Annotated in this window: 23 protein-coding genes and 3 pseudogenes; 20 read left to right on the top strand and 6 right to left on the bottom strand. The window is 45.2% G+C overall.

Features of this window, described 5'->3' with window-relative positions; genetic code table 11:
* Positions 1–561 precede the first annotated feature (561 nt).
* Positions 562–1601 (top strand): annotated as a pseudogene (gene dinB, locus JCM19037_RS12730) (DNA polymerase IV).
* A 66-nt stretch (positions 1602–1667) separates the two neighbouring features.
* Complete coding sequence (locus JCM19037_RS12725; protein WP_042401672.1) at positions 1668–2069, top strand: recombinase family protein; 402 nt, start codon at positions 1668–1670, stop codon at positions 2067–2069.
* Positions 2070–2084: 15 nt separating this feature from the next.
* Here the strand turns inward: JCM19037_RS12725 and JCM19037_RS12720 are convergent, their stop codons facing one another.
* Genes JCM19037_RS12720 through JCM19037_RS12710 form a run of 3 tightly spaced genes read right to left on the bottom strand, consistent with a single transcriptional unit; the run spans position 2085 to position 3342 of the window.
* A complete protein-coding gene (locus JCM19037_RS12720; protein WP_152549060.1) occupies positions 2085–2357 on the bottom strand; it encodes a hypothetical protein in 273 nt (90 codons plus the stop codon).
* Positions 2348–3112, bottom strand: a complete 765-nt coding sequence (locus JCM19037_RS12715) for a DUF4339 domain-containing protein (RefSeq protein ID WP_042401667.1) — start codon at positions 3110–3112, stop codon at positions 2348–2350. Before JCM19037_RS12715 ends, JCM19037_RS12720 begins: the two co-directional genes overlap by 10 nt.
* On the bottom strand, positions 3109–3342 hold the full coding sequence (locus JCM19037_RS12710; protein WP_042401662.1) for a hypothetical protein: 234 nt from the start codon (positions 3340–3342) through the stop codon (positions 3109–3111). Before JCM19037_RS12710 ends, JCM19037_RS12715 begins: the two co-directional genes overlap by 4 nt.
* A gap of 81 nt (positions 3343–3423) precedes the next feature.
* Between JCM19037_RS12710 and JCM19037_RS12705 the strand changes: the two genes are divergently transcribed.
* On the top strand, positions 3424–4257 hold the full coding sequence (locus JCM19037_RS12705) for an STAS domain-containing protein (RefSeq protein ID WP_042401661.1): 834 nt from the start codon (positions 3424–3426) through the stop codon (positions 4255–4257).
* Positions 4258–4302: 45 nt separating this feature from the next.
* On the opposite strand, the gene JCM19037_RS12700 is transcribed toward JCM19037_RS12705, so the two are convergent.
* Complete coding sequence (locus JCM19037_RS12700) at positions 4303–5841, bottom strand: FAD-dependent oxidoreductase (RefSeq protein ID WP_042401660.1); 1539 nt, start codon at positions 5839–5841, stop codon at positions 4303–4305.
* 148 nt (positions 5842–5989) lie between these two features.
* Between JCM19037_RS12700 and JCM19037_RS12695 the strand changes: the two genes are divergently transcribed.
* Positions 5990–7231 (top strand): hemolysin family protein, encoded by a 1242-nt coding sequence (locus JCM19037_RS12695; RefSeq protein WP_042401659.1) that lies wholly within the window; start codon positions 5990–5992, stop codon positions 7229–7231.
* A gap of 41 nt (positions 7232–7272) precedes the next feature.
* On the opposite strand, the gene JCM19037_RS12690 is transcribed toward JCM19037_RS12695, so the two are convergent.
* A complete protein-coding gene (locus tag JCM19037_RS12690) occupies positions 7273–8529 on the bottom strand; it encodes an oleate hydratase (RefSeq protein WP_042401656.1) in 1257 nt (418 codons plus the stop codon).
* 175 nt (positions 8530–8704) lie between these two features.
* On the opposite strand from JCM19037_RS12690, the gene JCM19037_RS27365 reads away from it, so the two are divergent.
* The 10 genes from JCM19037_RS27365 (at position 8705) to JCM19037_RS12645 (ending at position 15133) form a co-directional block, all read left to right on the top strand.
* Positions 8705–8977 carry a hypothetical protein gene (locus JCM19037_RS27365; RefSeq protein WP_052363867.1) on the top strand — a complete coding sequence of 91 codons (273 nt, stop codon included), beginning with the start codon at positions 8705–8707 and terminating at the stop codon, positions 8975–8977.
* Complete coding sequence (locus tag JCM19037_RS24395; RefSeq protein ID WP_238544711.1) at positions 8920–9384, top strand: MOSC domain-containing protein; 465 nt, start codon at positions 8920–8922, stop codon at positions 9382–9384. The genes JCM19037_RS27365 and JCM19037_RS24395 overlap by 58 nt, the downstream gene beginning before the upstream one ends.
* Positions 9368–9904: a GNAT family N-acetyltransferase gene (locus JCM19037_RS12680; RefSeq protein WP_042401655.1), complete on the top strand. Its 537-nt coding sequence runs from the start codon at positions 9368–9370 to the stop codon at positions 9902–9904. The genes JCM19037_RS24395 and JCM19037_RS12680 overlap by 17 nt, the downstream gene beginning before the upstream one ends.
* A gap of 3 nt (positions 9905–9907) precedes the next feature.
* Complete coding sequence (locus JCM19037_RS12675; RefSeq protein ID WP_042401652.1) at positions 9908–10735, top strand: DUF2268 domain-containing putative Zn-dependent protease; 828 nt, start codon at positions 9908–9910, stop codon at positions 10733–10735.
* 1 nt (position 10736) lies between these two features.
* Entirely contained in the window at positions 10737–11915 is a 1179-nt protein-coding gene (locus JCM19037_RS12670; RefSeq protein ID WP_042401649.1) for a thiolase family protein, read from the top strand.
* Complete coding sequence (locus tag JCM19037_RS12665) at positions 11906–13045, top strand: CaiB/BaiF CoA-transferase family protein (protein WP_042401646.1); 1140 nt, start codon at positions 11906–11908, stop codon at positions 13043–13045. Before JCM19037_RS12670 ends, JCM19037_RS12665 begins: the two co-directional genes overlap by 10 nt.
* A gap of 195 nt (positions 13046–13240) precedes the next feature.
* Positions 13241–13798, top strand: coding sequence for a YdcF family protein (locus JCM19037_RS12660; RefSeq protein WP_042401643.1), 558 nt, complete (start codon positions 13241–13243; stop codon positions 13796–13798).
* A 15-nt stretch (positions 13799–13813) separates the two neighbouring features.
* Positions 13814–14287, top strand: coding sequence for a DinB family protein (locus JCM19037_RS12655; protein ID WP_042401639.1), 474 nt, complete (start codon positions 13814–13816; stop codon positions 14285–14287).
* Between the two features lie 14 nt (positions 14288–14301).
* Positions 14302–14847, top strand: coding sequence for a GNAT family N-acetyltransferase (locus tag JCM19037_RS12650; protein ID WP_042401637.1), 546 nt, complete (start codon positions 14302–14304; stop codon positions 14845–14847).
* Positions 14848–14866: 19 nt separating this feature from the next.
* Positions 14867–15133, top strand: a complete 267-nt coding sequence (locus JCM19037_RS12645; protein WP_042401635.1) for a hypothetical protein — start codon at positions 14867–14869, stop codon at positions 15131–15133.
* A 310-nt stretch (positions 15134–15443) separates the two neighbouring features.
* Here the strand turns inward: JCM19037_RS12645 and JCM19037_RS12640 are convergent, their stop codons facing one another.
* Positions 15444–15788 carry a YolD-like family protein gene (locus tag JCM19037_RS12640; protein ID WP_042401632.1) on the bottom strand — a complete coding sequence of 115 codons (345 nt, stop codon included), beginning with the start codon at positions 15786–15788 and terminating at the stop codon, positions 15444–15446.
* Positions 15789–15947: 159 nt separating this feature from the next.
* Between JCM19037_RS12640 and JCM19037_RS12635 the strand changes: the two are divergent.
* The 6 genes and pseudogenes from JCM19037_RS12635 (at position 15948) to JCM19037_RS27355 (ending at position 21024) form a co-directional block, all read left to right on the top strand.
* Positions 15948–16713 (top strand): annotated as a pseudogene (locus tag JCM19037_RS12635) (3-hydroxyacyl-CoA dehydrogenase).
* 55 nt (positions 16714–16768) lie between these two features.
* Positions 16769–18373: pseudogene (locus tag JCM19037_RS12630) on the top strand (long-chain fatty acid--CoA ligase).
* A gap of 218 nt (positions 18374–18591) precedes the next feature.
* On the top strand, positions 18592–18735 hold the full coding sequence (locus tag JCM19037_RS25815) for a hypothetical protein (RefSeq protein WP_193744171.1): 144 nt from the start codon (positions 18592–18594) through the stop codon (positions 18733–18735).
* A gap of 218 nt (positions 18736–18953) precedes the next feature.
* Positions 18954–19142, top strand: coding sequence for a hypothetical protein (locus JCM19037_RS12625; protein WP_042401631.1), 189 nt, complete (start codon positions 18954–18956; stop codon positions 19140–19142).
* A gap of 278 nt (positions 19143–19420) precedes the next feature.
* Positions 19421–20074 (top strand): ATP-binding cassette domain-containing protein, encoded by a 654-nt coding sequence (locus tag JCM19037_RS27360; protein WP_238544710.1) that lies wholly within the window; start codon positions 19421–19423, stop codon positions 20072–20074.
* 17 nt (positions 20075–20091) lie between these two features.
* Complete coding sequence (locus JCM19037_RS27355) at positions 20092–21024, top strand: ATP-binding cassette domain-containing protein (protein WP_238544709.1); 933 nt, start codon at positions 20092–20094, stop codon at positions 21022–21024.
* Positions 21025–21250: the final 226 nt, after the last annotated feature.

Genomic DNA, 21250 nt, shown 5'->3' with positions numbered 1-21250 from the left:
CGTAAAGTGGAAACTGTGCTTGAGTTGCGGCTGAACGGTTCTCAAGTTAAGGGAAATCGTTGGAAAAGCGGTATATTCTCATAAACTAGGGAGCAGATTGAGCCAACTCGGTTACAGATCACCGAGTCATGTGTACATCCCCGCCTCGAAGTATCCACAAGCCGTCGGCGCGAGGGGCGCCGAACCGGGTCCGAATTGGCTTCGGCCTTACTGGGGCCGACAGGGTGCTCGCTTATGGGCATTGAATCTCTTCTCCGGTTGGAACAAACTGCGCAGGAGTTTAGCGCAGTGAGCGCAAAAATCGTTAAACTAAACAAACTGCGCGCAAAATGGCACCGCACTCCCCCTCCAATCCAACAGCGTAAATTAGGAAAATCTAAAGTTAACACTATATAGAACCGGTAGTGAAATGTTCATGTGAAGTTCCCTCGTCACTTGAAGAACGATCATACGTTCGCTATAATAAGTGTATATAAAAGTAGGGGGGAAGTAGCCGTGTCGTCAGGAATACAGTTTCCAGAACCTTATCGGGATATTTCACGGAAGATTATTCATATCGACATGGATGCGTTTTTCTCCTCTGTTGAAGAACGAGACGATCCACGGCTAAAAGGTAAACCCGTCATCATTGCGAAGCACCCTCACCAAACCGGGGGAAAGGGCATCGTATCAACGGCGAACTATGAAGCGCGTAAGTTCGGTGTACACTCCGCAATGAGTGCCTTTGAAGCATATGAAAGATGCCCACACGGTGTGTTTGTGTCTGGAAATTATGAAGCGTATCGCGAGGCATCAGCACAAATTCGAAACATTATGCTTCGGTATACAGACCTCGTAGAACCGATGTCCATTGATGAAGCGTATCTTGATGTGACGAACAATAAAAAGAACATTCCAAGTGCGACGGTCGTCGCACGGATGATTCAACGAGACATCTGGAAAGAGACAAAGCTGACGAGTTCAGCGGGTGTTTCCTATAATAAGTTCATTGCTAAAATTGCTTCTGATCAGCAAAAGCCAGCGGGATTAACGGTCATCATTCCTGATGAAGCCGAGCGGTTTCTGCGCCAATTACACGTGGAGGAGTTTCCAGGTGTCGGGCCAAAAACGGCACAACGTATGCACGAACTTGGAATTTATACAGGGGATGACTTGTATCAGTTAGAGCAGATGGAATTGATCCGTCTTTTTGGTAAAGCGGGCATGTCTTACTATAAAAAGATTCGTGCATTGATAATAAGCCGATTCGGGTTGAACGTGAACGAAAGTCAGTGGGTAAAGAACATACATATTTTAAAAACTTGTACTCAGAAACTGAAGTGCTAGCTCAGCTTCAACGCTTAGCAGATGAGGTAATGAACGCATTAGTTAGGCATGGTAAGAAAGGAAAAACGGTTGTTCTTAAAGTTCGTTACCATTCTTTTGAAACGATTACTAGAAGAGCGAGTGGCAACCGTCACGTGCAAGCCTCTGACGATATTTATGAATATGCTGAAGAATTATGGGCAGAGTTAGGGGATGCAGAAAAAGGGATCCGGCTACTCGGCATTACCGTCTCCAATCTTGAAGAAGCAGAGCATGTGCAGATTCCGCTTTTTTAAAGGGCGTTTGAAAAGGACGAGAAACAGGTATGAGACAGAAGTATAGACGAAAGGAGGTATGCGGAATTGATCTATGGATATGTAAATCCTTATAGTCGCGATGAAAAGGGCTTTATTCAGCGACAAATGCTTAAAAATTACGGTGTAGACTTTGTGTTTGAAGAACAAGAATTTGGAAAAGCGGATGAACCAGTTGAGCTCGAGAAGTTAATGGACACTGTAAAGTCGAAAGACACAATCGTTGTCATTAAGCTTTCCTGTTTTGCATCATCGAGTGAACAACTGATTGACAACTTAGCAAAGCTACGCGAGCAAGGCGTTCGTTTTATTTCTTTATTTGATGGAATGGATACGAGAAAAAATGGCGAGTTGTACTTAAATATGATCAAACGTATGGATGAGTTTGGGTTTGACGTACGAAGTGAAAGAACGCGTTTAGGGATTCATAAAAATAAAAAGAAATCTTAAAACAGGCGAGTGGTTCTATTCGCCTGTTTTTTGCTCTGTCTTAATAAATTGTACATAAATTAGCATGAGGATCGCTATTAATCCAACGATCGTAACGAGAACGATGACGAAAGTGATAGGGAAGGTGTAGTAGAATCCAGCCAAAAGAATGGCGAAAGAAAACAATCCGATGCTTTGCCACTTGTTCCAATGCTTTGACAAGCTTGCGCCGATGAGCATGCCCCAAGTGAGGAATGTGCCGTACAACGAGAAAAGCGTCAAATTACTCCCAGCAAATGTTAGGAGCATCTGCCTTCAATGATTGCATATGGCACGGCGATTAGCGCACCTATAAACAGGGCGTGGGGAAGGTCCTGATGCTTATACAATCGCATATAAAGCGCAACGCTTCCGATCAAGAAAACTAACAGTATAAATGAGATGCCGGTGATGGCAACGGTGGCGTAGCCGACCATGGCAACAACACCCGAAAGAATAACAATCACGGTATAGATTATTGGAAGCAATTGCACGTGTCGTTGAATCTCTAAAAGAAATACAATCCATAACAATCCAGGGAGAAGCAAACCTGCTATGGCAAATGGGATGAAAAGCGGGTTATTGGCTACGAAAAAAGACAATGTGAACGCGAGTAAATAGAAAAAAATACTTAACAACATGACGCGCGTGTACACCCAAGGTTGTACAGGTTTTTGGACGGGGTGGTGAGCGAATAACACATCATTCGTTTCTTGCCAAGAATGGATCGTAAAGATCTTAGCAAAGAATTGCTTTCGCAGCACCCGTTTTTCAATAACTTCCTCCCATTTATGCATACGAGTTACGGGCTCTTGTAAGGTTGTCCTTTCATGACGCATGGAATAGGACTTCCATTGTTCATAAAGTTGTGTTCTTGAGAAGTAGCGCCACCCATCAATGATTCCATCCCATACGTACGTTTCTTTATGAATTTTCTCATCTTCATATAATTGCACCATCATTTTTGCAGAGAAAGGACCGATTTGATTGCCATCATCTACGAGGTAATACCATTCTTGTTTCATCGGTCACCTCTAGGCTTTAGCAAAAATATATCTCGATCATGCTCGCATACTTTATTGTGAACGTAACGGTGTAGCTGTTCGTATTCTTCCATCTGCTCATGAAGCTTTTTTTCATTCTCTTCCAATGTTTTGATCATCCGTTTGAGCTGCTTTAACTCTTCTTCTAATTGTACAATTTGTGTGCCCACTTCTTTTATGAGATGCACAACCTGTTCATCTTGATTCGACATATTTCTCTACCCCCATTTTTGCAAGACAATTGTGCACAAATGTTCTATGATAGAAATATATATGGAACAGGAGAGAAGATTATGAGCCAAAACGACGGTCTGTATGAATTTATGATGAGGAATAGCAGAACGGTTACTGAGCGTTGGTACGAAAAGCTAGACAAAAATGAAGGCGTGTACGCTTCGAGGAATCAAGAAGTAATTGATCAATTAAAGGAACAGAATCATGCTTTTCATCCACGTTTCTTTACGATCTTTAAAAGTACCATCGATGAGTTCCAGTCAACGCTTGAACCTTGGGTAAGAGAAATTGCTCGAGATGAGTATCATCAAAACACACCCATTCATCTGATTATTCGTGAATTCGCGCATAATCAACGACTCTATGAACAGTTATTGGATGAATATATCCAACAATCTCCTGAAAAATGGAGTGAACGAGATGAGCTTGATTGGACGATAGCCATTTCAGAAGCGATGAACACCGTTATTCAAATGTTTGCAAAAGCGTATGACGAAATTGCTGAAAGCAGAAACCTTGCTCAACAGAGAACGATTGCAGAGTTGAGTGCACCTGTTCTTTTGCTCACGAAACATACCGCTCTTTTACCGATCGTAGGAGATATTGATACGTACCGTGCGAAAATAATGTTGGAGCACACATTGCAACAATGTGCTGAAAAGCAAGTATCCACGTTGTTTATGGACCTTTCAGGTGTGCCGATTGTCGATACGATGGTCGCGCAACAACTGTTTCAGCTTATTCAAGGGCTAAGACTATTAGGCGTACATACGATTTTGTCTGGATTACGTCCTGAAATTGCGCAAACGGCAGTACAACTAGGTATACAATTTGATGAAGTCTCGGTTCGATCGTCGTTATCGCAGGCGATCCATGAAAAAGGGTTACTCTAAACAAAAAAGAACTCGTCAACAACATCGACGAGTTCTTTTTGTTTTTTACCAACCAGACGAATCATCTTTCGTGTCGAGGTTCGTAAAAAGACTATGATCATGTGTTTGTAAAGGGGTTTCGGCTGGACCTTCAATGACGTCTCCAGTGTAGGAAAATCTTGATCCGTGGCAAGGGCAATCCCAAGTATGGTCACCGTCATTCCATGCCACTTCACACCCAAGGTGTGTACACGTTGTATCAACGATGTGGATGTGATTTTCGGTATCTTTAAATGCACCTTTTCTTTGACCATTATGCTTGAACACAATCGCTTCATTCGTATTCAGATCATCTAACGATTGATTCGTCAAGTCCAGCTTCCCGAGTAATAGGTGTTTACTAACGTTAAGGTTCTCTCTAAGAAAGGTCGCGATACTAGGGTTTGCATAAAACCGGTTGGGTGAATACAATGATGCATACCGATTTTGCTTGAGATGGACAGCGTCAGAAAGGATCATTGCGGCTAACGTGCCGGTCGTCATCCCCCACTTGCGATATCCGGTACTCACATATACGTTCGGATGTGCATCACTCATCCTGCCGATATAGGGCAGTTTATCAATCGTTGTTAAATCTTGGGCAGACCAACGGTCAACGATGCGTTCAATTCCAAAATGTTTATTGGCAAATGTTTCAAGCGCTTCGTAATGAGAGCTTGTCGCACGACCTTGTCCAGTTTTATGCTGTTCGCCGCCTATAAGTAGAAGTTCTTCTCCTCTGAAGGACATTTTGCGAATAGAGCGGACCGGATCTTCTGGGTTTAAATACATGTCATCTTCTGCGGGCATTTGTTTCGGTTTGATGGCAAGAATGTAGGAGCGCTCGGCGTACATTCTTGTAAAATAAAATTGGTTGCCTTCATAAAAAGGGAAATGTGAACAGACGATCACGTGAGACCCTTGCAGGCGATGGCCATCGCGTGTGATCACTTCTGGACGATCATCTTTAGACAAGTTTGTTGCTACTGTCTGCTCATAAATGCGCCCTCCGTGTTTAGTGATATAATGGACGAGTGAAGATAGGTACTTAATCGGATGAAACTCCGCTTGGTCCGGCATACGCAAGCCGCCCACCGCCTGTAGATCTGGAGGGCCTTCGATCGTTTCATGGGGAATGTTTAACGTTTTGTAAGCCATAGCTTCTCGTTCTAATTTACGAGCGTACACGTCATTCTCTGCGTAGAGAACAGCGTTCTTATCAACAAAATCGCAATCGATTGCCAAGGATTCAATTGTTTCTTTAATCATGTTTAATGCATCAGTAGCACCTTCATAGTGAAGCCTTGCTTTCGTTTTGTCTGTATGTTGAATGAGTTCATCGTAGATGAGGCCGTGCTGAGCAGTAATTTTTGCGGTCGTATGGCCGGTCGTTCCGTTTACTAACCGATCAGCGTCAATAAGTATGACAGACACATTCGCTTTTGTAAGTAGGTATGCCGCTGTAATGCCGGTAATGCCACCCCCAACGATAATAACGTCTGCCGAGTCGTCCGCGGTAACTGCGGGAAACGACGGTATGTTGTAATCTTCTTCCCAAAGGCTCATAAATTTTACCCTCCTAAATTACGTGTAGTATGCACGAATTATTGAGAGGTATACGATGCTAAGCATAAGAGCTTTAACTACGTTATAATAAGAACAAGAAATGGAAATTGTATACACAAACGTTTATATCTTGAGTGGAGGAAGTCTTGTGATTATCGCGATATTTTTGCTGTTTCTCGCATCCAGTTTTTTTTCCGGAAGCGAAACAGCTCTCACTGCTACGAACAAAATTAAATTGCAATCTAAAGCTGCCAATGGGGACAAACGGTCGGCAAACTTATTGAAATTTGTCGAGAACTCTGAGGAGTTTATATCGGGCATTTTAATTGCAAACAATGTCCCTAATATCATTTTGCCGTCACTCGTGACGATTGTGGCGCTAGAATATGGCATTAATGTAGGAATTGCAACTGCCGTTTTAACGGTAATGATTATCATCTTTGCGGAAGTGTTGCCGAAATCAATTGCAGCAGCGTATCCGGAGCGGATCTCTCATATTGTGTATCCGTTTACGTATATCTTGCTTAAAGTATTAAAGCCGTTTACATACTTGTTGAACATGTTTACACGTTTTGTTATTCGGGTGTTAGGTAGAGGAAATGAGGACGAAGCAACATTTTCCAAAGATGAAATGAGAGCGATGGTAGATATCGGTCATACGGAAGGAACGTTTGCTCCAGATGAAATGCAACGGCTAAAAGGGATGTTGGATTTCACAAAACTGAACGTATCAGACATTTTAAAAACGCCTAGAATAGATATCCAAGCCATTCCTGTAGAGTACACGTTTGAACAAGCTAAAGAAATTTTAAGCAATAACCAATACACGCGTTATCCAATTTATGAAGGCGACATCGATCACATTGTCGGTGTGTTTCATTCGAAGTTTGCTCTTCAATGGATTACGGAGCCAGACCGCACCGTGCGCGAAGTTTCTGATCTGAGTCCGCTTTACGTACATGAATTTCAGGCGGTAAACTCCGTATTCAAAAAGATGCTACAGGAAAAGAAACATTTTGCTGTCGTCCATGATGAATACGGAGGCACTGAAGGCATTGTTACCCATGAGGATCTCATCGAAGCGATGATCGGACAAGACATTGAAGATGAAACAGACACGTACGGATCATTTATTGTGAAACAAACGGATCATGAGATCATTTGTGAGGGTAAGCTCACATTACACCGTTTAAATAACGTGTTCTCGACGAACATCCCCGAAGACGAGGATAACCTTGCTGGTTTTCTGTTGGCTCAGTATGGCGGGTTGCCAGAAATAGGAGAAGTCATCAAGTTTAACAATTTGACGTTTGAAATTCTGGAGGCTGATGAGAAGAAAATTAGCCAAGTTCGTATTACAAAACATGATGAGGAAGAGGAAAGCGAATAGATGTGGCCCAATTCCCAAGTGGGGATTGGGTCATAGATCATTTATTTGATATTCATCGCCGCGCGGATCCCTGCACGTACCGCTCCTTCCATAAAGTTCGGGAATTCGGTCGCGGTTTCACTGCTCGCAAACAAAAAGCGCTCGTATGGTAGACGTAAATGTTCTGCCGCATCCGGCTGACCCCCGAAATGGACGCTTGCTCCGTAGCCACCTCCACAATAGGGGTGGTCCACCCACACGCTGTCAGTCGCATCCGTATAGTCATAGGCAGCTGAACCGACACCCATAGCGAGTAAGCGCGTGGCTTCGTGAATACGTTCTTTCTCGTTCATAGTGGAAAAGCGCTTCGCTTCGTTTCCGCCGATAAACATCGTTAATCGAGGTTGTCCATTTGCTTTGCTTGATACAGAAACGGTAATGCCTTCAGGGTTTGTAAACACTAGACCTGCCATCGGTTTCTCTGTATTCTTGGCATGCAAATCGTTCCAAAATGGCTGTTCAAATTGCCAAGTTACTTTTACGATCGCGCCGTTCGTGTAGCTAGATAATGCGTCGCGAAACTGGTACTCAACCTCTTCTGGATAATTTAGAGAGGTTGCCACAGCAGGGGGAAGTGCAACAATGACTGCAGGGGCAGTGTACTGCTCGTTTTTCGTATGAACGGTATACATCTTGTCTGAAGTCCGGACGTGTGTGACCGGTGCTTCATAGATCAAGTGATCTTCAAGTCGGTCCGCTAAGTAGGTAATGACGGTTCCAAGTGGACCTGAAGCTTGGTGGGTAAGATCGCTTTTTTCTGATGGGTAGCGGTTATTCGTATCAATAAGTGCGATAGCGCTCAATTGATCAGGTTCGATCGTAACGAGTTCTGTTTGCATGCTACGGATAATGGAAAGGCTCGTATCATTCATGCCCGCATTCGCATACAATTGAGCGAGTGGAATATCGTCGGTTAAGTGGGTGGCAAATAACTTCGGGACGAGTGGCTCCGTTCGTTGGTCCGCGTCTTCTTTCGTTTCTGCATGAATCATCGCTGCATTGTCAGCGATCGTCGTCTCCGCTAATGTCATGCCCGCTCGTTCAATGAGCTTGACCATTTCGGACATATCATCATTTACGAATTGCGGTCCCCGTTCAAACCATCCACTCTCTTTTTCTACAGACTCTACTTTTCCACCTGCTCGCTCCATCGCTTCAAGAACTGTTACGTGAAACCCATCTTCGATGAGCCGATTCGCAGCTGAAAGTCCAGTGAGCCCTGCTCCGATGATAATCACGTCGCTTTCGTTGTGTTTCATTCGATCACCTCAACATCCAATTTCTTTTACTTTACCCATTTTTTTACGTCGGCACACGAAGAATGTGTTACGCTGAACTTGGAACGTTCTAAACGGTCGCAACGTTCGGTTTATAGAGGAAATGCAAGACCATATGGACAACCATTGATTACTTGTAACGTAAAGGAGAAACCGCATGCTACATCCAAGCATTCATACACTATCCATCGGCTTGCCGAAGGAAATGAACAGTCAGTTGGTGGATCAGTCAATTGTTACAGGCATTCAAAAGCAACCTGTAAAAGCTGTTGATTTGACATACGACGGCTTTGAAGGAGACGGTGTTGGCAATACGAAGAACCACGGTGCAGAGATCGTGCCATTAGTTTTTATCCGTTTGAACACTATCAGATGTGGGAGGAAGAATTTGACCTTTCCCTTACAGCCCCAGCTTTTGGCGAAAATGTAACCGTTACGAACTTGCTGGAGCGAGATGTTTATATTGGGGACATTTACACGATGGGCAGTGCGATTGTTCAGATTAGCCAAGGACGAGTGCCGTGCAACACGATCGACCGAAAACTGAATGTTAATGGAGTGTTTGCCCGCTTTATTGAAACCCGCTACTCTGGCTTTTTTGCGAGGGTTTTGCAGCCAGGCTGTATAAAAGAAGGAGACACCCTTGAGCTTATGGAGCGAACCGTCAATTCGCCGAGTGTTTGGATGTGCAGCGATGTTTATTTTAAACGTGAAGACCTTACAAAAATCCAATCAATGCTCGAACTCAAGTCACTTTCACACGAGTGGAAAAATCGATATCGGAAAATTTTGAGGAGTTCACCTAAAGGGGGCAGTGAAGATGTGTCAAGCGGTTGATGAATATCGTATCGTTACTGAGCGCTTAGTGTTACGGACGTTACGGATGGCGGATGCCAAGCAGGTGGCGACGCTTTGCAACAATAAAAAGCTTTACGAATCTACACTTCACTTGCCTTTTCCTTATGCGGTTGCGGATGCAAAAGCTTGGATCGCTCACGAGACAAAGAATACGTATCGATGGGCGATCACAACAGAGGACGAAAAGAAAGTGATTGGCTCGATGTCACTTTCTGAAAACGCGCAACACGGTCATGGCGAAATCGGTTATTGGTTGGGAGAACCGCATTGGGGGAGGGGGTATGCGACCGAAGCGGCTTGTGCCGTGTTGGAGTGGGGGTTCCAGTCCAAAGGTTTTCACCGGATATACGGGCGTCACATGACGTTCAATCCCGCTTCAGGTCGTGTATTAGAAAAGTGTGGAATGAAAAAAGAAGGTGTGTTAAGAGAGCATGTGCATAAAGACGGGGCGTTTTTGGATCTCGTCTATTACGGCAAATTGGTATCGGATTCGGTGTGACCGATGGATGTGATACATGGTTATCGCGACTTCATGAAGTCACCTCCAGTGGATGAACATTCGTGGCTGGCATACATTTCGGATTATGAACAAGTGTTTGAACCGATATTTGAGCTGCTGTATCAGATTGTAGGGATTGAGGAGAAACGTGCGCTATTTGCATCAATTGATGCCAATGAGCTGATTCGAGATGCCCGGGCGGGCGTTGCGTGTGTAGATGAGCGTGCCATTCGTCGTCGAGCACAAGACGCTGCTCGTTTCCTCCAGTTTGATGAAGATTTTGATGTGTATTTGCTCGTTGGCCTCGGTCATATTGACGGTTGTGCATTAAGAGCAACTCGTCCGTTTCTTTATTTGGGTATTGAACGGCTTGTACATACGGACCGACCGGTTCTCATCGCCCATGAAATGAATCACCTCGTTCGATTTTCCCGGTTGGATGAATTTGGGAAACGAATGTGGACGGTCGGACAGTTGGCGATTGCCGAGGGATTAGCTTTGCTCACCGCTCTTGAGTTGGATAGGGAGCCGATGACAGACGGGAATTTACAACGTATGCTCTTTTGTAGTTCCGCTACGTATGTACAAATGAACAAACATAAACGTGACATCATTCGAGAATTGGACCAACAATTTGATTTGCCGTTAACGAAGGAGCGAATGACCACGTACTTTATGGCGCAACCGGACGCGGTCATTCCAAGGACCGGATACTTTTACGGAATGTGTATCATTCGAGCGCTTATTGAAGCGGGGCATTCGATTCCCTCACTCACCAGTCAACCGACAGAAGAGATTCGAAGCCTTTACAAAACGTTAGGAGTTGAATGAGATGAGAGAAGTCGTCATCGTAGAAGCTGTGCGTACACCTGTTGGCAAGCGGAATGGACAGTTAAGTCAGGTGCGAGCCGATGAGCTTGCAAGTAGGGTCATTCGCGAAGTCGTAAAGCGTGCGCAGCTGGATCCCCATCAGATTGAGGATGTGATTCTCGGTTGTGTAAGTCAAGTTGGTGAGCAGTCACAAAACATCGCGCGAACCGCAGCATTAATTGCAGGTTTACCAGTGGAAGTGCCTGGAACGACAATTGATCGGCAATGTGGTTCAAGTGAACAGGCCGTCCATTTTGCGGCTCAAGCGATTCAGAGTGGGGATATGGACGTTGTCATTGCTGGTGGAATCGAGAACATGTCAAGAGTGCCTCTCGGGTCAACGGTACAAGGAGTAAAACCGAGTCCGGAATTATCGAAACGTTATGAACTTTTGCATCAAGGGTTGTCAGCGGACCGAATTGCTGACGAGTGGAAAATGACGCGGGCACAATTGGACGAATATGCTTTAGAAAGTCATCAACGTGCGGTTCGGGCACTGCAAAACGGGTATTTTGATCGCTCTGTTATGCCCGTCACTGTCACACAGGCAGACGGTCAACAACACATTGTCAACCGAGACGAAGGACCGCGAGAGGATACGAGCTTTGAAAAGCTTGCTGCGTTAACCCCTGCGTTTAATCCAGAAGGAAACGTTACAGCCGGCAACTCTAGTCAGATTAGTGACGGGGCTGGAGCAATGCTCATCATGTCAAAAGAACGAGCGTTAGCGTTAGGGTTTACTCCGAGGTTTCGGATTGTAGCAAGAACGGTAGTCGGCTCTGATCCAACGCTTATGCTTACCGGTCCAATTCCAGCGACCGAAAAAGTGCTTGAAAAAGCACGGTTATCGATTGATCAAATCGATCATTTTGAGGTGAACGAAGCGTTTGCTTCGGTACCGCTTGCTTGGCTGGATGCTTTTCGTGTAGATCCGAGCAAAGTGAACCCGTTAGGTGGGGCAATTGCGCTTGGTCATCCTCTTGGCGCAAGTGGTATGCGTCTAATGATTACGATGATGGATGAGTTGGATCGGACTGGAGGACGTTACGGACTACAAACGATGTGCGAAGGAAATGGCATGGCGAACGCAACCATTATTGAAAGAATCGTTTCTAGTGGGGAGGGTTCATCGTGGCATTAAATGATTTGCGTGTATTGGATCTATCAAGGCTACTGCCCGGTCCTTATTGTTCGATGATGTTTGCTGATTTTGGAGCAGATGTGATTAAGATTGAGAGTATTGATGGAGACCCCGCTCGTCTTGACCCTCTCATTTCCGATGAGAAACAAGCAATGTTTCATAGTTTGAATCGGAACAAACGTAGCCTTTGCCTTGATCTAAAGTCACCGGAAGGCAGCAACCACTTTCTCAAACTTGTCAAAGAAGCGGACGTAGTCATTGAAAGCTTTCGGCCAGGTGTGATGGACCGTTTAGGCATTGGTTATGAAACCCTCAAGTCTGAAAATAAACGACTTGTCTATTGTGCAATTACTGGCTACGGGCAGTCTGGACCTGATCGAACGAAAGCCGGTCACAATGTGAATTTCATTAGTCGTGCGGGAATCTTAGACCTATCTGGACATGCTGGTGAAAAGCCTGTCATTCCTCCTGCACAAATTGGGGATATCGGAGGCGGGGGATTACTCGCTTTCTCGGGAATTATGATTGCTCTTCATGAGCGAGATCGTACTGGCGTTGGTCAGTTTGTCGATATTTCCATGCTAGATGGCGCCCTTTCCTGGATGCAAACGAGCTTGCCGCAGTTTCTTTCAAGTGGTGCTCAAGAAAGCCGAGGCGAGTTGCCATTAAGTGGAAGTCTCGCTTGTTATGAAACGTATGAAACAAAAGACAATCGCTGGTTCGCTGTCGGTGCGTTAGAACCTAAGTTTTGGCGTTTGTTCTGTGAACAAATAGATAGACCGGACCTCATCAGTAGGCAAACGGGCGACGCTGCCGTTCAGCGTGAAGTAAAACGAGAAGTGCAGCGAGAGTTCCACAAACGCTCTTTTCAAGAATGGTCCGCGATTTTTGCTAATTCGGATGCTTGTGTCACACCAGTGGCGACATTTGCAGAAATGACAAAAGATCCTCAAGTCGTCCATCGGGAGATGATTCAGGACGATGCACCTTCTGGGCGAACCATTGCCCAGCCGATCCGCTTATCCGAGACACCAGCCAGAGTCCGAACGGGTGCACCTGCGCTCGGGGAACATACTGAACAGATTATTCAGCACGGGTGGGTTCATCGTAATGCGTCAGTGAAGGAATAAGTGAGGAGGCTGAGAAGCGCGACATCGCGCGTGGAACGTCTGCTCGTTCATGCGATTGGCCGCATGTGGAACACGTTCATCGGAATCAAATAGAGCGTTGCCAAATGCCCGTCCAGATGACTTTGATTTTTCACTGTCATACGGCATTCATAGCGCCTCAGAAAACGATACGTACGTGGCAAAGGTTGATCGTGAATGATCCGACCTCAACTCATTGAACAGATGACGAACTTTATTTTCGTTGAAACGAAAGGGAGTCATGCAGATGTGATCCTTATTCCAGGTGCTGATCATCGTCAGTTGATGGAAACGGCAGCTTTGATTTACAAACGTGGATTGGCGCCATTCATCCTCCCTTCTGGTGGCTTCAATACTCGCTTACAGACGACCGAGTGGGCGTACTTGCGGCAGAGCGGTCTCGCCTATGGTATTCCCGATGCTCGTATCTTAAAAAAAGACCGAGCGACTCACACGCTTGACAATGCTCGTTTTTCTTATCAGGTTTTACAAAGAGAGCAAATCTCAGTGAAGGCCGTTCTCATTGTATGTAAGGCGTGTCATGCAAGAAGGGTGTTATGTTCCTACCAATCAGTGTTTCCAGCGGAAACGACCTTCTTCATCTCTCCGTGTGTCGACCGATTTGGCATTACGAGAGACAATTGGTTTCAGTCAGCGGTAGGTATTAAACGGACGATGGCAGAAGTGAGTAAGATCGAGAGGTATTTCGGGCTATCAATGGACAACTCACGTTAAGTTAAGGAGCGTACGATGGAAGAACACCAAGCACGAATTATCGCCCACCATACCCGCGTCTTATCCGTTGTGACATCTTTGCAAAGGCTCGATGAGCATGAGTGGAGGACACCCGTCAAGCGTGGCGGGTGGACAGTTGCTGAAGTTATTGCCCATCTTATTCCTTGGGACGACTTCGTTTTGCAAAAACGCCTCCCTTATTTATTTTCGCAGCATCCACTTCCTAAAGGACCAGAGCGTGAAGGGATCAACAGCCGAGCAGCTGAACGTGGAAGGTGTATCGCACAACGCGACATCATCGCCGAATTCACTAACATAAGGACAGATCTTTTACAGTCCATTCGAGACATTCATGAAACAGACTGGAATCGCCCCATCTTCATTGGGGAAACCGAACTGACCGTGTCCGCATATTTTATAGGGCTTGCGGAACATGATCGTCATCACCTACAGGAAATACGAGCAGTTGTCAGATTGCCGAACAGATAGAGAGAAGGGATGGAATGATTACGTTACGGCCGCACCAACTGGAAGATGCTGAACACGTATCGGCATTATCCTCACACGAGAAAATTAGCGGGGCACTAGGCCTCAGCAAAGCACAAACGTCGGTGGAGGGCACTCGTGCTTTCATCTCCTTCGTCAATGCAGAAGAGGCAAAGGGAAACATGTATTCAAGAGCGATCGTATTCGAAAACAAGATCGTCGGTGTGATTACACTGAAGCAGGTGGATTTGAGCAAGCGTTCGTGCCACATCGGTACGTGGATCGGTTATCCGTATTGGGGGCAGGGAATGAACGCCGCAGCAAAAAAACAAATTCTTCAATTTGCCTTTGATGAGCTGAATCTCCAACTTGTTTTCGCAGGAGCGAAAGCGGAAAATCTGCGCTCAATCAAGGCACAAGAAAAATTGCCGTACATTCGCATGAATGTGGAGCACCTTTTCCCTGATGAGGTTGAGAGCATGGTAAACGAATACGGCACCGACTGCATTCTGAATGTGATTGAAGAGAGGTCGTTCTACCAATGGTTAAATCAAAATCATTGAGTGTAAAGAAGGGAGATTTATGAAGCTGAAAACGGTAAAAAACATTCGAGTGTTATTAGGCGTAGTCACGGTGATGTTCGGTGTGTTGGCGATTGTTTTCGGATTTTTAACGATGAATGCTGCTTATTCTGTTGAAGGTCCAGTTTCTAGTCTTTTACCGCTTTCTTTAGCGGTGGTTGGACTTAGTTTTTACTTTATGATCACAGGCTATATTAAAAAAAGAGAAGATTGTTTGCATCGCGTAAAAGATAAATCAGCTTTAATCAAATCGATTTCTGTTAAGTGATGTACGTGTGACGAAATGCGTTGAGAAAAGGTGGCGGAAATGGAAGCGAACAACGTGAAACGCTACACAAAGTGGGGGTGCAACGGTAGTGATGGCTGTATGTACAGCCATCACTACCGAATAACAGCTTGGCTCTGTGGTCTGGCCGGCTACGCTGTCTGCTTTTATCGAGACTTTTGTGGCTTGGGTGTTCGTTTTTCCACTCGCCCATAGTCGCTGAGCATTGAACGATCGACTAACGGGATGGGTAGTGTGCGGGAGCTATCCAACGGCACACGGTAGTGATGACGATTTTTCGATGCATTCACGCTTACGCACGTTCAACATTCATGACCACATCGAACTTCAGGTAGTGCACATCATCGTTTGTGCAAACGATGTGGAATTGCTTCTGGTCATGGCTGACGTAATGGCAGTAGCCTGCGAGTTCGAAGAATGATCCGTTCTTCCAGTATGTGAATCGCAGGGGCTCGTTATATTCCATCGCTTCTCTTAAGATGAGTTCAAATTCGAGCCAGCGTTGTTCATCGAGGATGGGCTTTTTCACCTTTGTTGTGTCCTGTTGATGGGTTAGCCAAGCTTCTCGGTGTTCAGGTAAAATCATTCGACTTGATTCCCAGCGCATGTTTGAACCGGGAGTAAGTTTGTTTGCCATGTGGATCACCTCACAATGAGTATACACGAACATACGTTCTTTTATAAGTGGTAATTTTTTCTTTTAGCAGGAAAATAGCGAAATTCAGCGAAATGTAGCAATGAGAGAATCGATTCATTAGGAAAAAATGAAAAGGCTTACAACTTGGAGGATGTACAGATGAAAAGAGATGAAGTAAAAGCAGTCGTAACAGGTGGTGCCTCAGGATTAGGGGAAGCGACCGTTAGGCAATTTGTTCGTGATGGAGCGCACGTTGCCATCTTGGATGTGAACGAAGAGAGAGGAGAAAAGCTGGCGAGTGAGCTAGGTGAAAACGTGGAGTTTTACGTCACAGACGTCACAGATGAAGAGAGTGTAACGACCGCAATGGATCAAGCCGTTCGTGTGTTCGGTAAGGTGAATACCGTTGTAAACTGCGCAGGTATTGGATCTGCGGAAAAAACGACCGGAAAACGAGGAACGCATCGGTGGAGTCTTTTAAAAAGGTGATTGAAATCAACCTTGTCGGTACGTTTAACGTCATTCGACTTGCAGCAGAACGAATGAAGGACAATAAGACCAATGAAGAAGGGGAACGAGGGTCATCATTAACACCGCATCGATCGCCGCATACGATGGGCAAATTGGACAAGCGGCATACAGTGCGTCCAAAGGCGGCGTAGCAGGGATGACACTACCAATAAGTCGTGATTTGGCTTCATTAGGCATACGAGTTGTCACCATTGCTCCAGGTTTATTTGAAACGCCGTTGTTTGAAAGTTTACCAGAAGAAGCACGTAAGTCACTTGAAGAGATGACCCCATTCCCGTCAAGACTTGGTTACCCGTCTGAGTACGGGAAACTGGTCGCATCAATTGTCGATAACGTCATGTTAAATGGAGAAACGATTCGTCTCGACGGAGCGGTTCGTATGCCACCGAAATAAAAAAACAAACCGGTGTGGAGAGCGCTGCATCTAAACATGAAAGGGTTTGATTAAGGTGATGAACACGCCATTAACGATACCTCCAATGCTAGAAAGAGCAGAACGATACTTTCCAGACAAAGAGGTCATTTCCAGGACATTGGACAATGTACAGCGAATGTCGTATCGAGATATTGGCAGACGAACACGCGCGCTTTCAAGTGCCTTAAGCAATTAGGCGTTCAGCGCGGGGAACGGGTTGCAACACTTGCTTGGAATCACCATCGCCACCTTGAAGCGTACTTTGCCATTCCTGGTGTCGGAGCGGTAATTCATACGGTTAATTTTCGTCTGCCACCAGAGCACCTCGTATACGTAATGAATCATGCTGAAGATCGTGTCGTTCTCGTCGATGAAGATCTTTTACCGCTCATTGAGCGTGTGGCCGATCAACTAACGACGGTACGAGCGTTTATTATCATGACAGATAAACCGTCACTCCCTGAAACCTCTCTCTCACCGGTGTATTCATATGAAGATCTCGTTCAAGAAGGAGATGAGAACTTCTCATTTGTCGCCGATTTGGATGAAAATGAACCTGTCGCAATGTGTTACACGTCAGCGACAACAGGCAAGCCAAAAGGAGTGCTCTATTCGCACCGGGGCATTGTGTTGCATAGCCTCTCACTAGGGTTAACCGATTCAACAGCTATCTCTGAAAAGGATACGGCATTGCCGGTTGTACCGATGTTTCATGTGAATGCATGGGGCATGCCGTTTGCGGCAACTTGGTTTGGAACAACACAAGTGCTTCCAGGTCCACAGTTCACCCCCGAGCTCATTGCACAATTTATCCAAGAAGAAAAAGTAACGATTACTGCAGGGGTTCCGACCATTTGGATTGGTCTTTTACAAGTGTTAGAAAAAGGGTCGTATGACACGAGCAGTTTGCGTTGTGTGCTCTGTGGAGGATCTGCTGCACCAAAAGGAATGATCGAGCAGTTTGAAAATGTGTACGGCATTGACTTTTTGCACGCGTATGGGATGACGGAAACTGCACCTCTGGCAACCGTTTCTCAGTTGAAGAGTCATCAATTGAAAGATTCGAAGGAAGAGCAATTGAACATTCGAGCCAAGCAAGGAATGGCGGTACCTCTCGTTGATCTGAAGGCCGTGAATGAGAATGGTGAGATTAAGTGGGACGGAAAAGAAATGGGAGAGCTACTCATTCGCGGTCCATGGATTGCCGATGCATATCATAACGACGAGCGATCCGAGGCAACGTTCAAAGACGGATGGCTATACACCGGAGATGTTGTCACGATTGACCGAGAAGGATCGATTGCCATCGTTGACCGAACGAAAGACTTAATCAAAAGTGGTGGGGAATGGATTTCTTCCGTCGATTTAGAGAATGCACTTATGGCCCATCCTGGAGTGCTCGAAGCCGCTGTTGTCGCCGTGCCAGATGAAAAATGGCAGGAGCGACCAATGGCTTGTGTCGTTCGCAAAGAAGGTTCGGTCGTGACCGAAGAAGAGCTGCTCCAACATCTTGAGACGCAATTTGTGAATGGTGGTACCTGATCAGGTGCTGTTTTTAGAAGTACTTCCGAAAACTTCTGTTGGAAAGTTTCTAAAGCGAGCGCTTCGAGAACAAGTAAAAGATCACGCCCGCTCTTAATCCAACGATGGTCATCATTTGTGACCTTATGCGCACGCTTCATTTAGCAAAAGAGCACCACACCTATAGAAAACACAGAGAATGATTCCTTCGTAGCGAATGTAAACGTGTAGATTTCTGACTTTTATCATATGTTTCTGCCACCCTGCCTTTAGTATAATGACAGATAGCACAAGATCTAGAGTGTTTATTGGGGGGCAAAACTTTAAGTGGATCCGATGAAAAAGGAGCTTAAAAAAGTCCAACTAGAGATTGAAGACATAAAGAAAGATTTAAGCCGACTAAGAAGTGAAGCAGACGGAATAAAGACAGAAATGGCAAAACCTTACCGAACCGATTGGAGAGTGTACTCAAGCTATTGAGTGCACTTTTCTTTTATGATTTGTTACAAAATTGTAAGAAAATCGCAAGAAAGAACGGTTCGTTTCTAAGGAGAAGCGAGATACGATAGAAACAGTACACTAAGGGAGGAAGAAAGGTTATGAATGCGATCTCTTTGCTGCTCGTTGCGTTCGTATTGCTCGTTATCTCATCCTTTTTCGTTTTTTCAAACCTTTAATTGAATGTAAGGAGAAGCACGATGCAACTTTTGAATGAATTCGGCCGATTCAACCTCTTTCTGCTACTCGGGGGAGGACTCATCGTCTGGTTATATGTAGATTTCGAAAACCCGCTCGTTGTCGATATGATCATTCTTATTTTTTACGTACTCACTGTCGCTTTACATGCGACTCGGTTCGTACTACTCATTAAAAACAGACAGCGTTGACATTTTTGAAAACGTATGTGATGATAATCTCAATTCTAAGAAAGGTACAGGTACTGTCGCGAATGTGGAACTAATCTTATCAACAAACATAATCAGAATACGTTCAATGAGATTGAACATCATTTTGAAGATGTTTAGAGATGGGATTCGTCTGTCCATTCGTACTTACCTGCCTACACACACGCTCGTTCGGTGATGTTTATTTGTGCGTGTGTGAATAGATAAGCAGCAGAACGATTTGCGGACCCTCTCTAAATGTCTTTAGAGGGGGTTTTTGCGTGCTATTACACGCTAGACAACTATCAAAGAATTATGAAGGACAGGAAGTATTCTCCGTCGAGTCTCTTTATGTGTACAAAGGAGACCGCATCGGCGTCGTCGGTGACAACGGTGCAGGGAAGTCGACGTTACTCTCCATTTTGGCGGGGGAACTCAAAGAGGATTCAGGTACGGTTGAAAGATATGGGAATGCAGTCTATATCCCACAACTCAACGAGGGGGACGTCCAACCGGATGCACGGCTTGCCTCACTATGGAGAGTGCCAGAGGACGATAGAGAGATGAGCGGGGGTGAGCGCACGAGGAAAAAGATTGCGAGCGCAATCGGCCAAGAAGCTGACGTAATCATCGCCGATGAGCCGACGAGTCACTTGGACATACAAGGCATTGAAGGACTTGAGCGTACCCTCAAAATGCACCGGGGTGCGGTGCTACTCACTTCCCATGACAAGCAGTTGCTCAATGAGGTTTGTACGACCATTTGGGAGATTGAAAATCAGACCGTCACGATGTACGAAGGAAATTATGATGCGTATCAACAACAAAAACAAGCCGCTCGTGTTCGGCAAAATAAAGATTACGAAACGTATGCGAAAGAGAAAAAACGGCTGGAATCAGCGATTGAAAATGTTCAGCAAAAATCAGTCGTGTAAAAAAGGCGCCAAGCCGTATGGGTAATTCAGAAGCAAGGTTGCACAAGCGAAGTGCTCGAGCGACGAAGGCGAAGCTGAACCGGGCAGCAGAAACGATGCACTCCAGAATCGATCAGCTTGAAAAAAAAGAAAAGCCAATGGAGCATGAGGTGATTGTATTTGATATTGCAGAATTTCCTAAACTTCATAGTCGTTATGCTGTTCAATTTAACGATTGTGAGGTGAAAGTTGGCAACCGTTCGCTCAAATCACAAGTATCTGGAGCCATCAAACCTGGTCAAAAACTTGCCATTACCGGAGCAAATGGCAGTGGAAAAACGACACTTCTTAATATGGTTGCACGTCGAGATTCGGCGCTTACTGTTGCAGGTCCGGCAAAACTAGGCATCTTCTCGCAACAGCAAGAGAACTTAAATGAAAATGAGACCATTTTAGAAAATGTGACGGCAAAAAGCCCGTACAAAGAAACGTTCATTCGAAACGTGCTCGCACGACTCGGTTTTAAGCGAGAAGATGTGCATAAACCGATCGCAGTCCTTAGTGGTGGCGAGAGAGTGCGCGCGTCGCTTGCGACCGTCTTCTTGCATAATAACAATCTTCTGCTATTGGATGAGCCGACCAATTATTTAGACCTCACAACAAAAGAAGCACTTACGGAAGTGTTACGTTCATTTCCTGGTACGATCATTTTTGTTAGCCATGATCGTAGCTTCGTCGACGAAGTCGCTGACGATGAATTGTCGTTTGCCAACAACGTGCCGACCGTCAGCCCGCTCTCAAGAGACGAACAAACCGCTCATTCTCATACAGACGAAGATCTTTTAGCGATTGAAATGCAAATTACAGAAACATTAAGCAAGCTCAGCGTCGCAACAACTGAAGAAGAGAAAAAAGAGCTAGATGCCAAGTTTCAAGATCTTCTTAAAAGAAAACAACGCGCGGTGAAGTAAACGAAACTGAATGGATGCCTCGTCAGGGCGAAAGTCACTAAAAAACAGCTAATCTTTTAAGCGCACCCGGTACTAATATCTCATCTTTATGTTGAGGGGTGAGCAGGATTATGTGGTTTTTTAGCACCTATAGATCTGGAATATACTGTAATTTGATGATTTATATAGTATGAACTTAAGGTTTTCCTGATTGCGCTGTTGGGTGTTGGGTTGGAGGGTAACGCGG

The sequence above is a fragment of the Geomicrobium sp. JCM 19037 genome, assembly GCF_000698105.1.
Lineage (GTDB): Bacteria > Bacillota > Bacilli > Bacillales > Marinococcaceae > Geomicrobium_A.
The sequence above is the reverse complement of the archived record's forward strand: the minus strand, read 5'-3'. Positions and strand labels throughout refer to the sequence as shown.

Coding starts and splice junctions, on each gene's coding strand:
- JCM19037_RS12720 (WP_152549060.1), bottom strand. CDS start 2,357: ATGCTCCTAACATTTGCTGGGAGTAATTTGACGCTTTTCTCGTTGTAC.
- JCM19037_RS12715 (WP_042401667.1), bottom strand. CDS start 3,112: ATGAAACAAGAATGGTATTACCTCGTAGATGATGGCAATCAAATCGGT.
- JCM19037_RS12710 (WP_042401662.1), bottom strand. CDS start 3,342: ATGTCGAATCAAGATGAACAGGTTGTGCATCTCATAAAAGAAGTGGGC.
- JCM19037_RS12705 (WP_042401661.1), top strand. CDS start 3,424: ATGAGCCAAAACGACGGTCTGTATGAATTTATGATGAGGAATAGCAGA.
- JCM19037_RS12700 (WP_042401660.1), bottom strand. CDS start 5,841: ATGAGCCTTTGGGAAGAAGATTACAACATACCGTCGTTTCCCGCAGTT.
- JCM19037_RS12690 (WP_042401656.1), bottom strand. CDS start 8,529: ATGAAACACAACGAAAGCGACGTGATTATCATCGGAGCAGGGCTCACT.
- JCM19037_RS27365 (WP_052363867.1), top strand. CDS start 8,705: ATGCTACATCCAAGCATTCATACACTATCCATCGGCTTGCCGAAGGAA.
- JCM19037_RS24395 (WP_238544711.1), top strand. CDS start 8,920: ATGTGGGAGGAAGAATTTGACCTTTCCCTTACAGCCCCAGCTTTTGGC.
- JCM19037_RS12680 (WP_042401655.1), top strand. CDS start 9,368: ATGTGTCAAGCGGTTGATGAATATCGTATCGTTACTGAGCGCTTAGTG.
- JCM19037_RS12675 (WP_042401652.1), top strand. CDS start 9,908: ATGGATGTGATACATGGTTATCGCGACTTCATGAAGTCACCTCCAGTG.
- JCM19037_RS12670 (WP_042401649.1), top strand. CDS start 10,737: ATGAGAGAAGTCGTCATCGTAGAAGCTGTGCGTACACCTGTTGGCAAG.
- JCM19037_RS12660 (WP_042401643.1), top strand. CDS start 13,241: ATGATCCGACCTCAACTCATTGAACAGATGACGAACTTTATTTTCGTT.
- JCM19037_RS12655 (WP_042401639.1), top strand. CDS start 13,814: ATGGAAGAACACCAAGCACGAATTATCGCCCACCATACCCGCGTCTTA.
- JCM19037_RS12650 (WP_042401637.1), top strand. CDS start 14,302: ATGATTACGTTACGGCCGCACCAACTGGAAGATGCTGAACACGTATCG.
- JCM19037_RS12645 (WP_042401635.1), top strand. CDS start 14,867: ATGAAGCTGAAAACGGTAAAAAACATTCGAGTGTTATTAGGCGTAGTC.
- JCM19037_RS12640 (WP_042401632.1), bottom strand. CDS start 15,788: ATGGCAAACAAACTTACTCCCGGTTCAAACATGCGCTGGGAATCAAGT.
- JCM19037_RS25815 (WP_193744171.1), top strand. CDS start 18,592: ATGAAAAAGGAGCTTAAAAAAGTCCAACTAGAGATTGAAGACATAAAG.
- JCM19037_RS12625 (WP_042401631.1), top strand. CDS start 18,954: ATGCAACTTTTGAATGAATTCGGCCGATTCAACCTCTTTCTGCTACTC.
- JCM19037_RS27355 (WP_238544709.1), top strand. CDS start 20,092: ATGGGTAATTCAGAAGCAAGGTTGCACAAGCGAAGTGCTCGAGCGACG.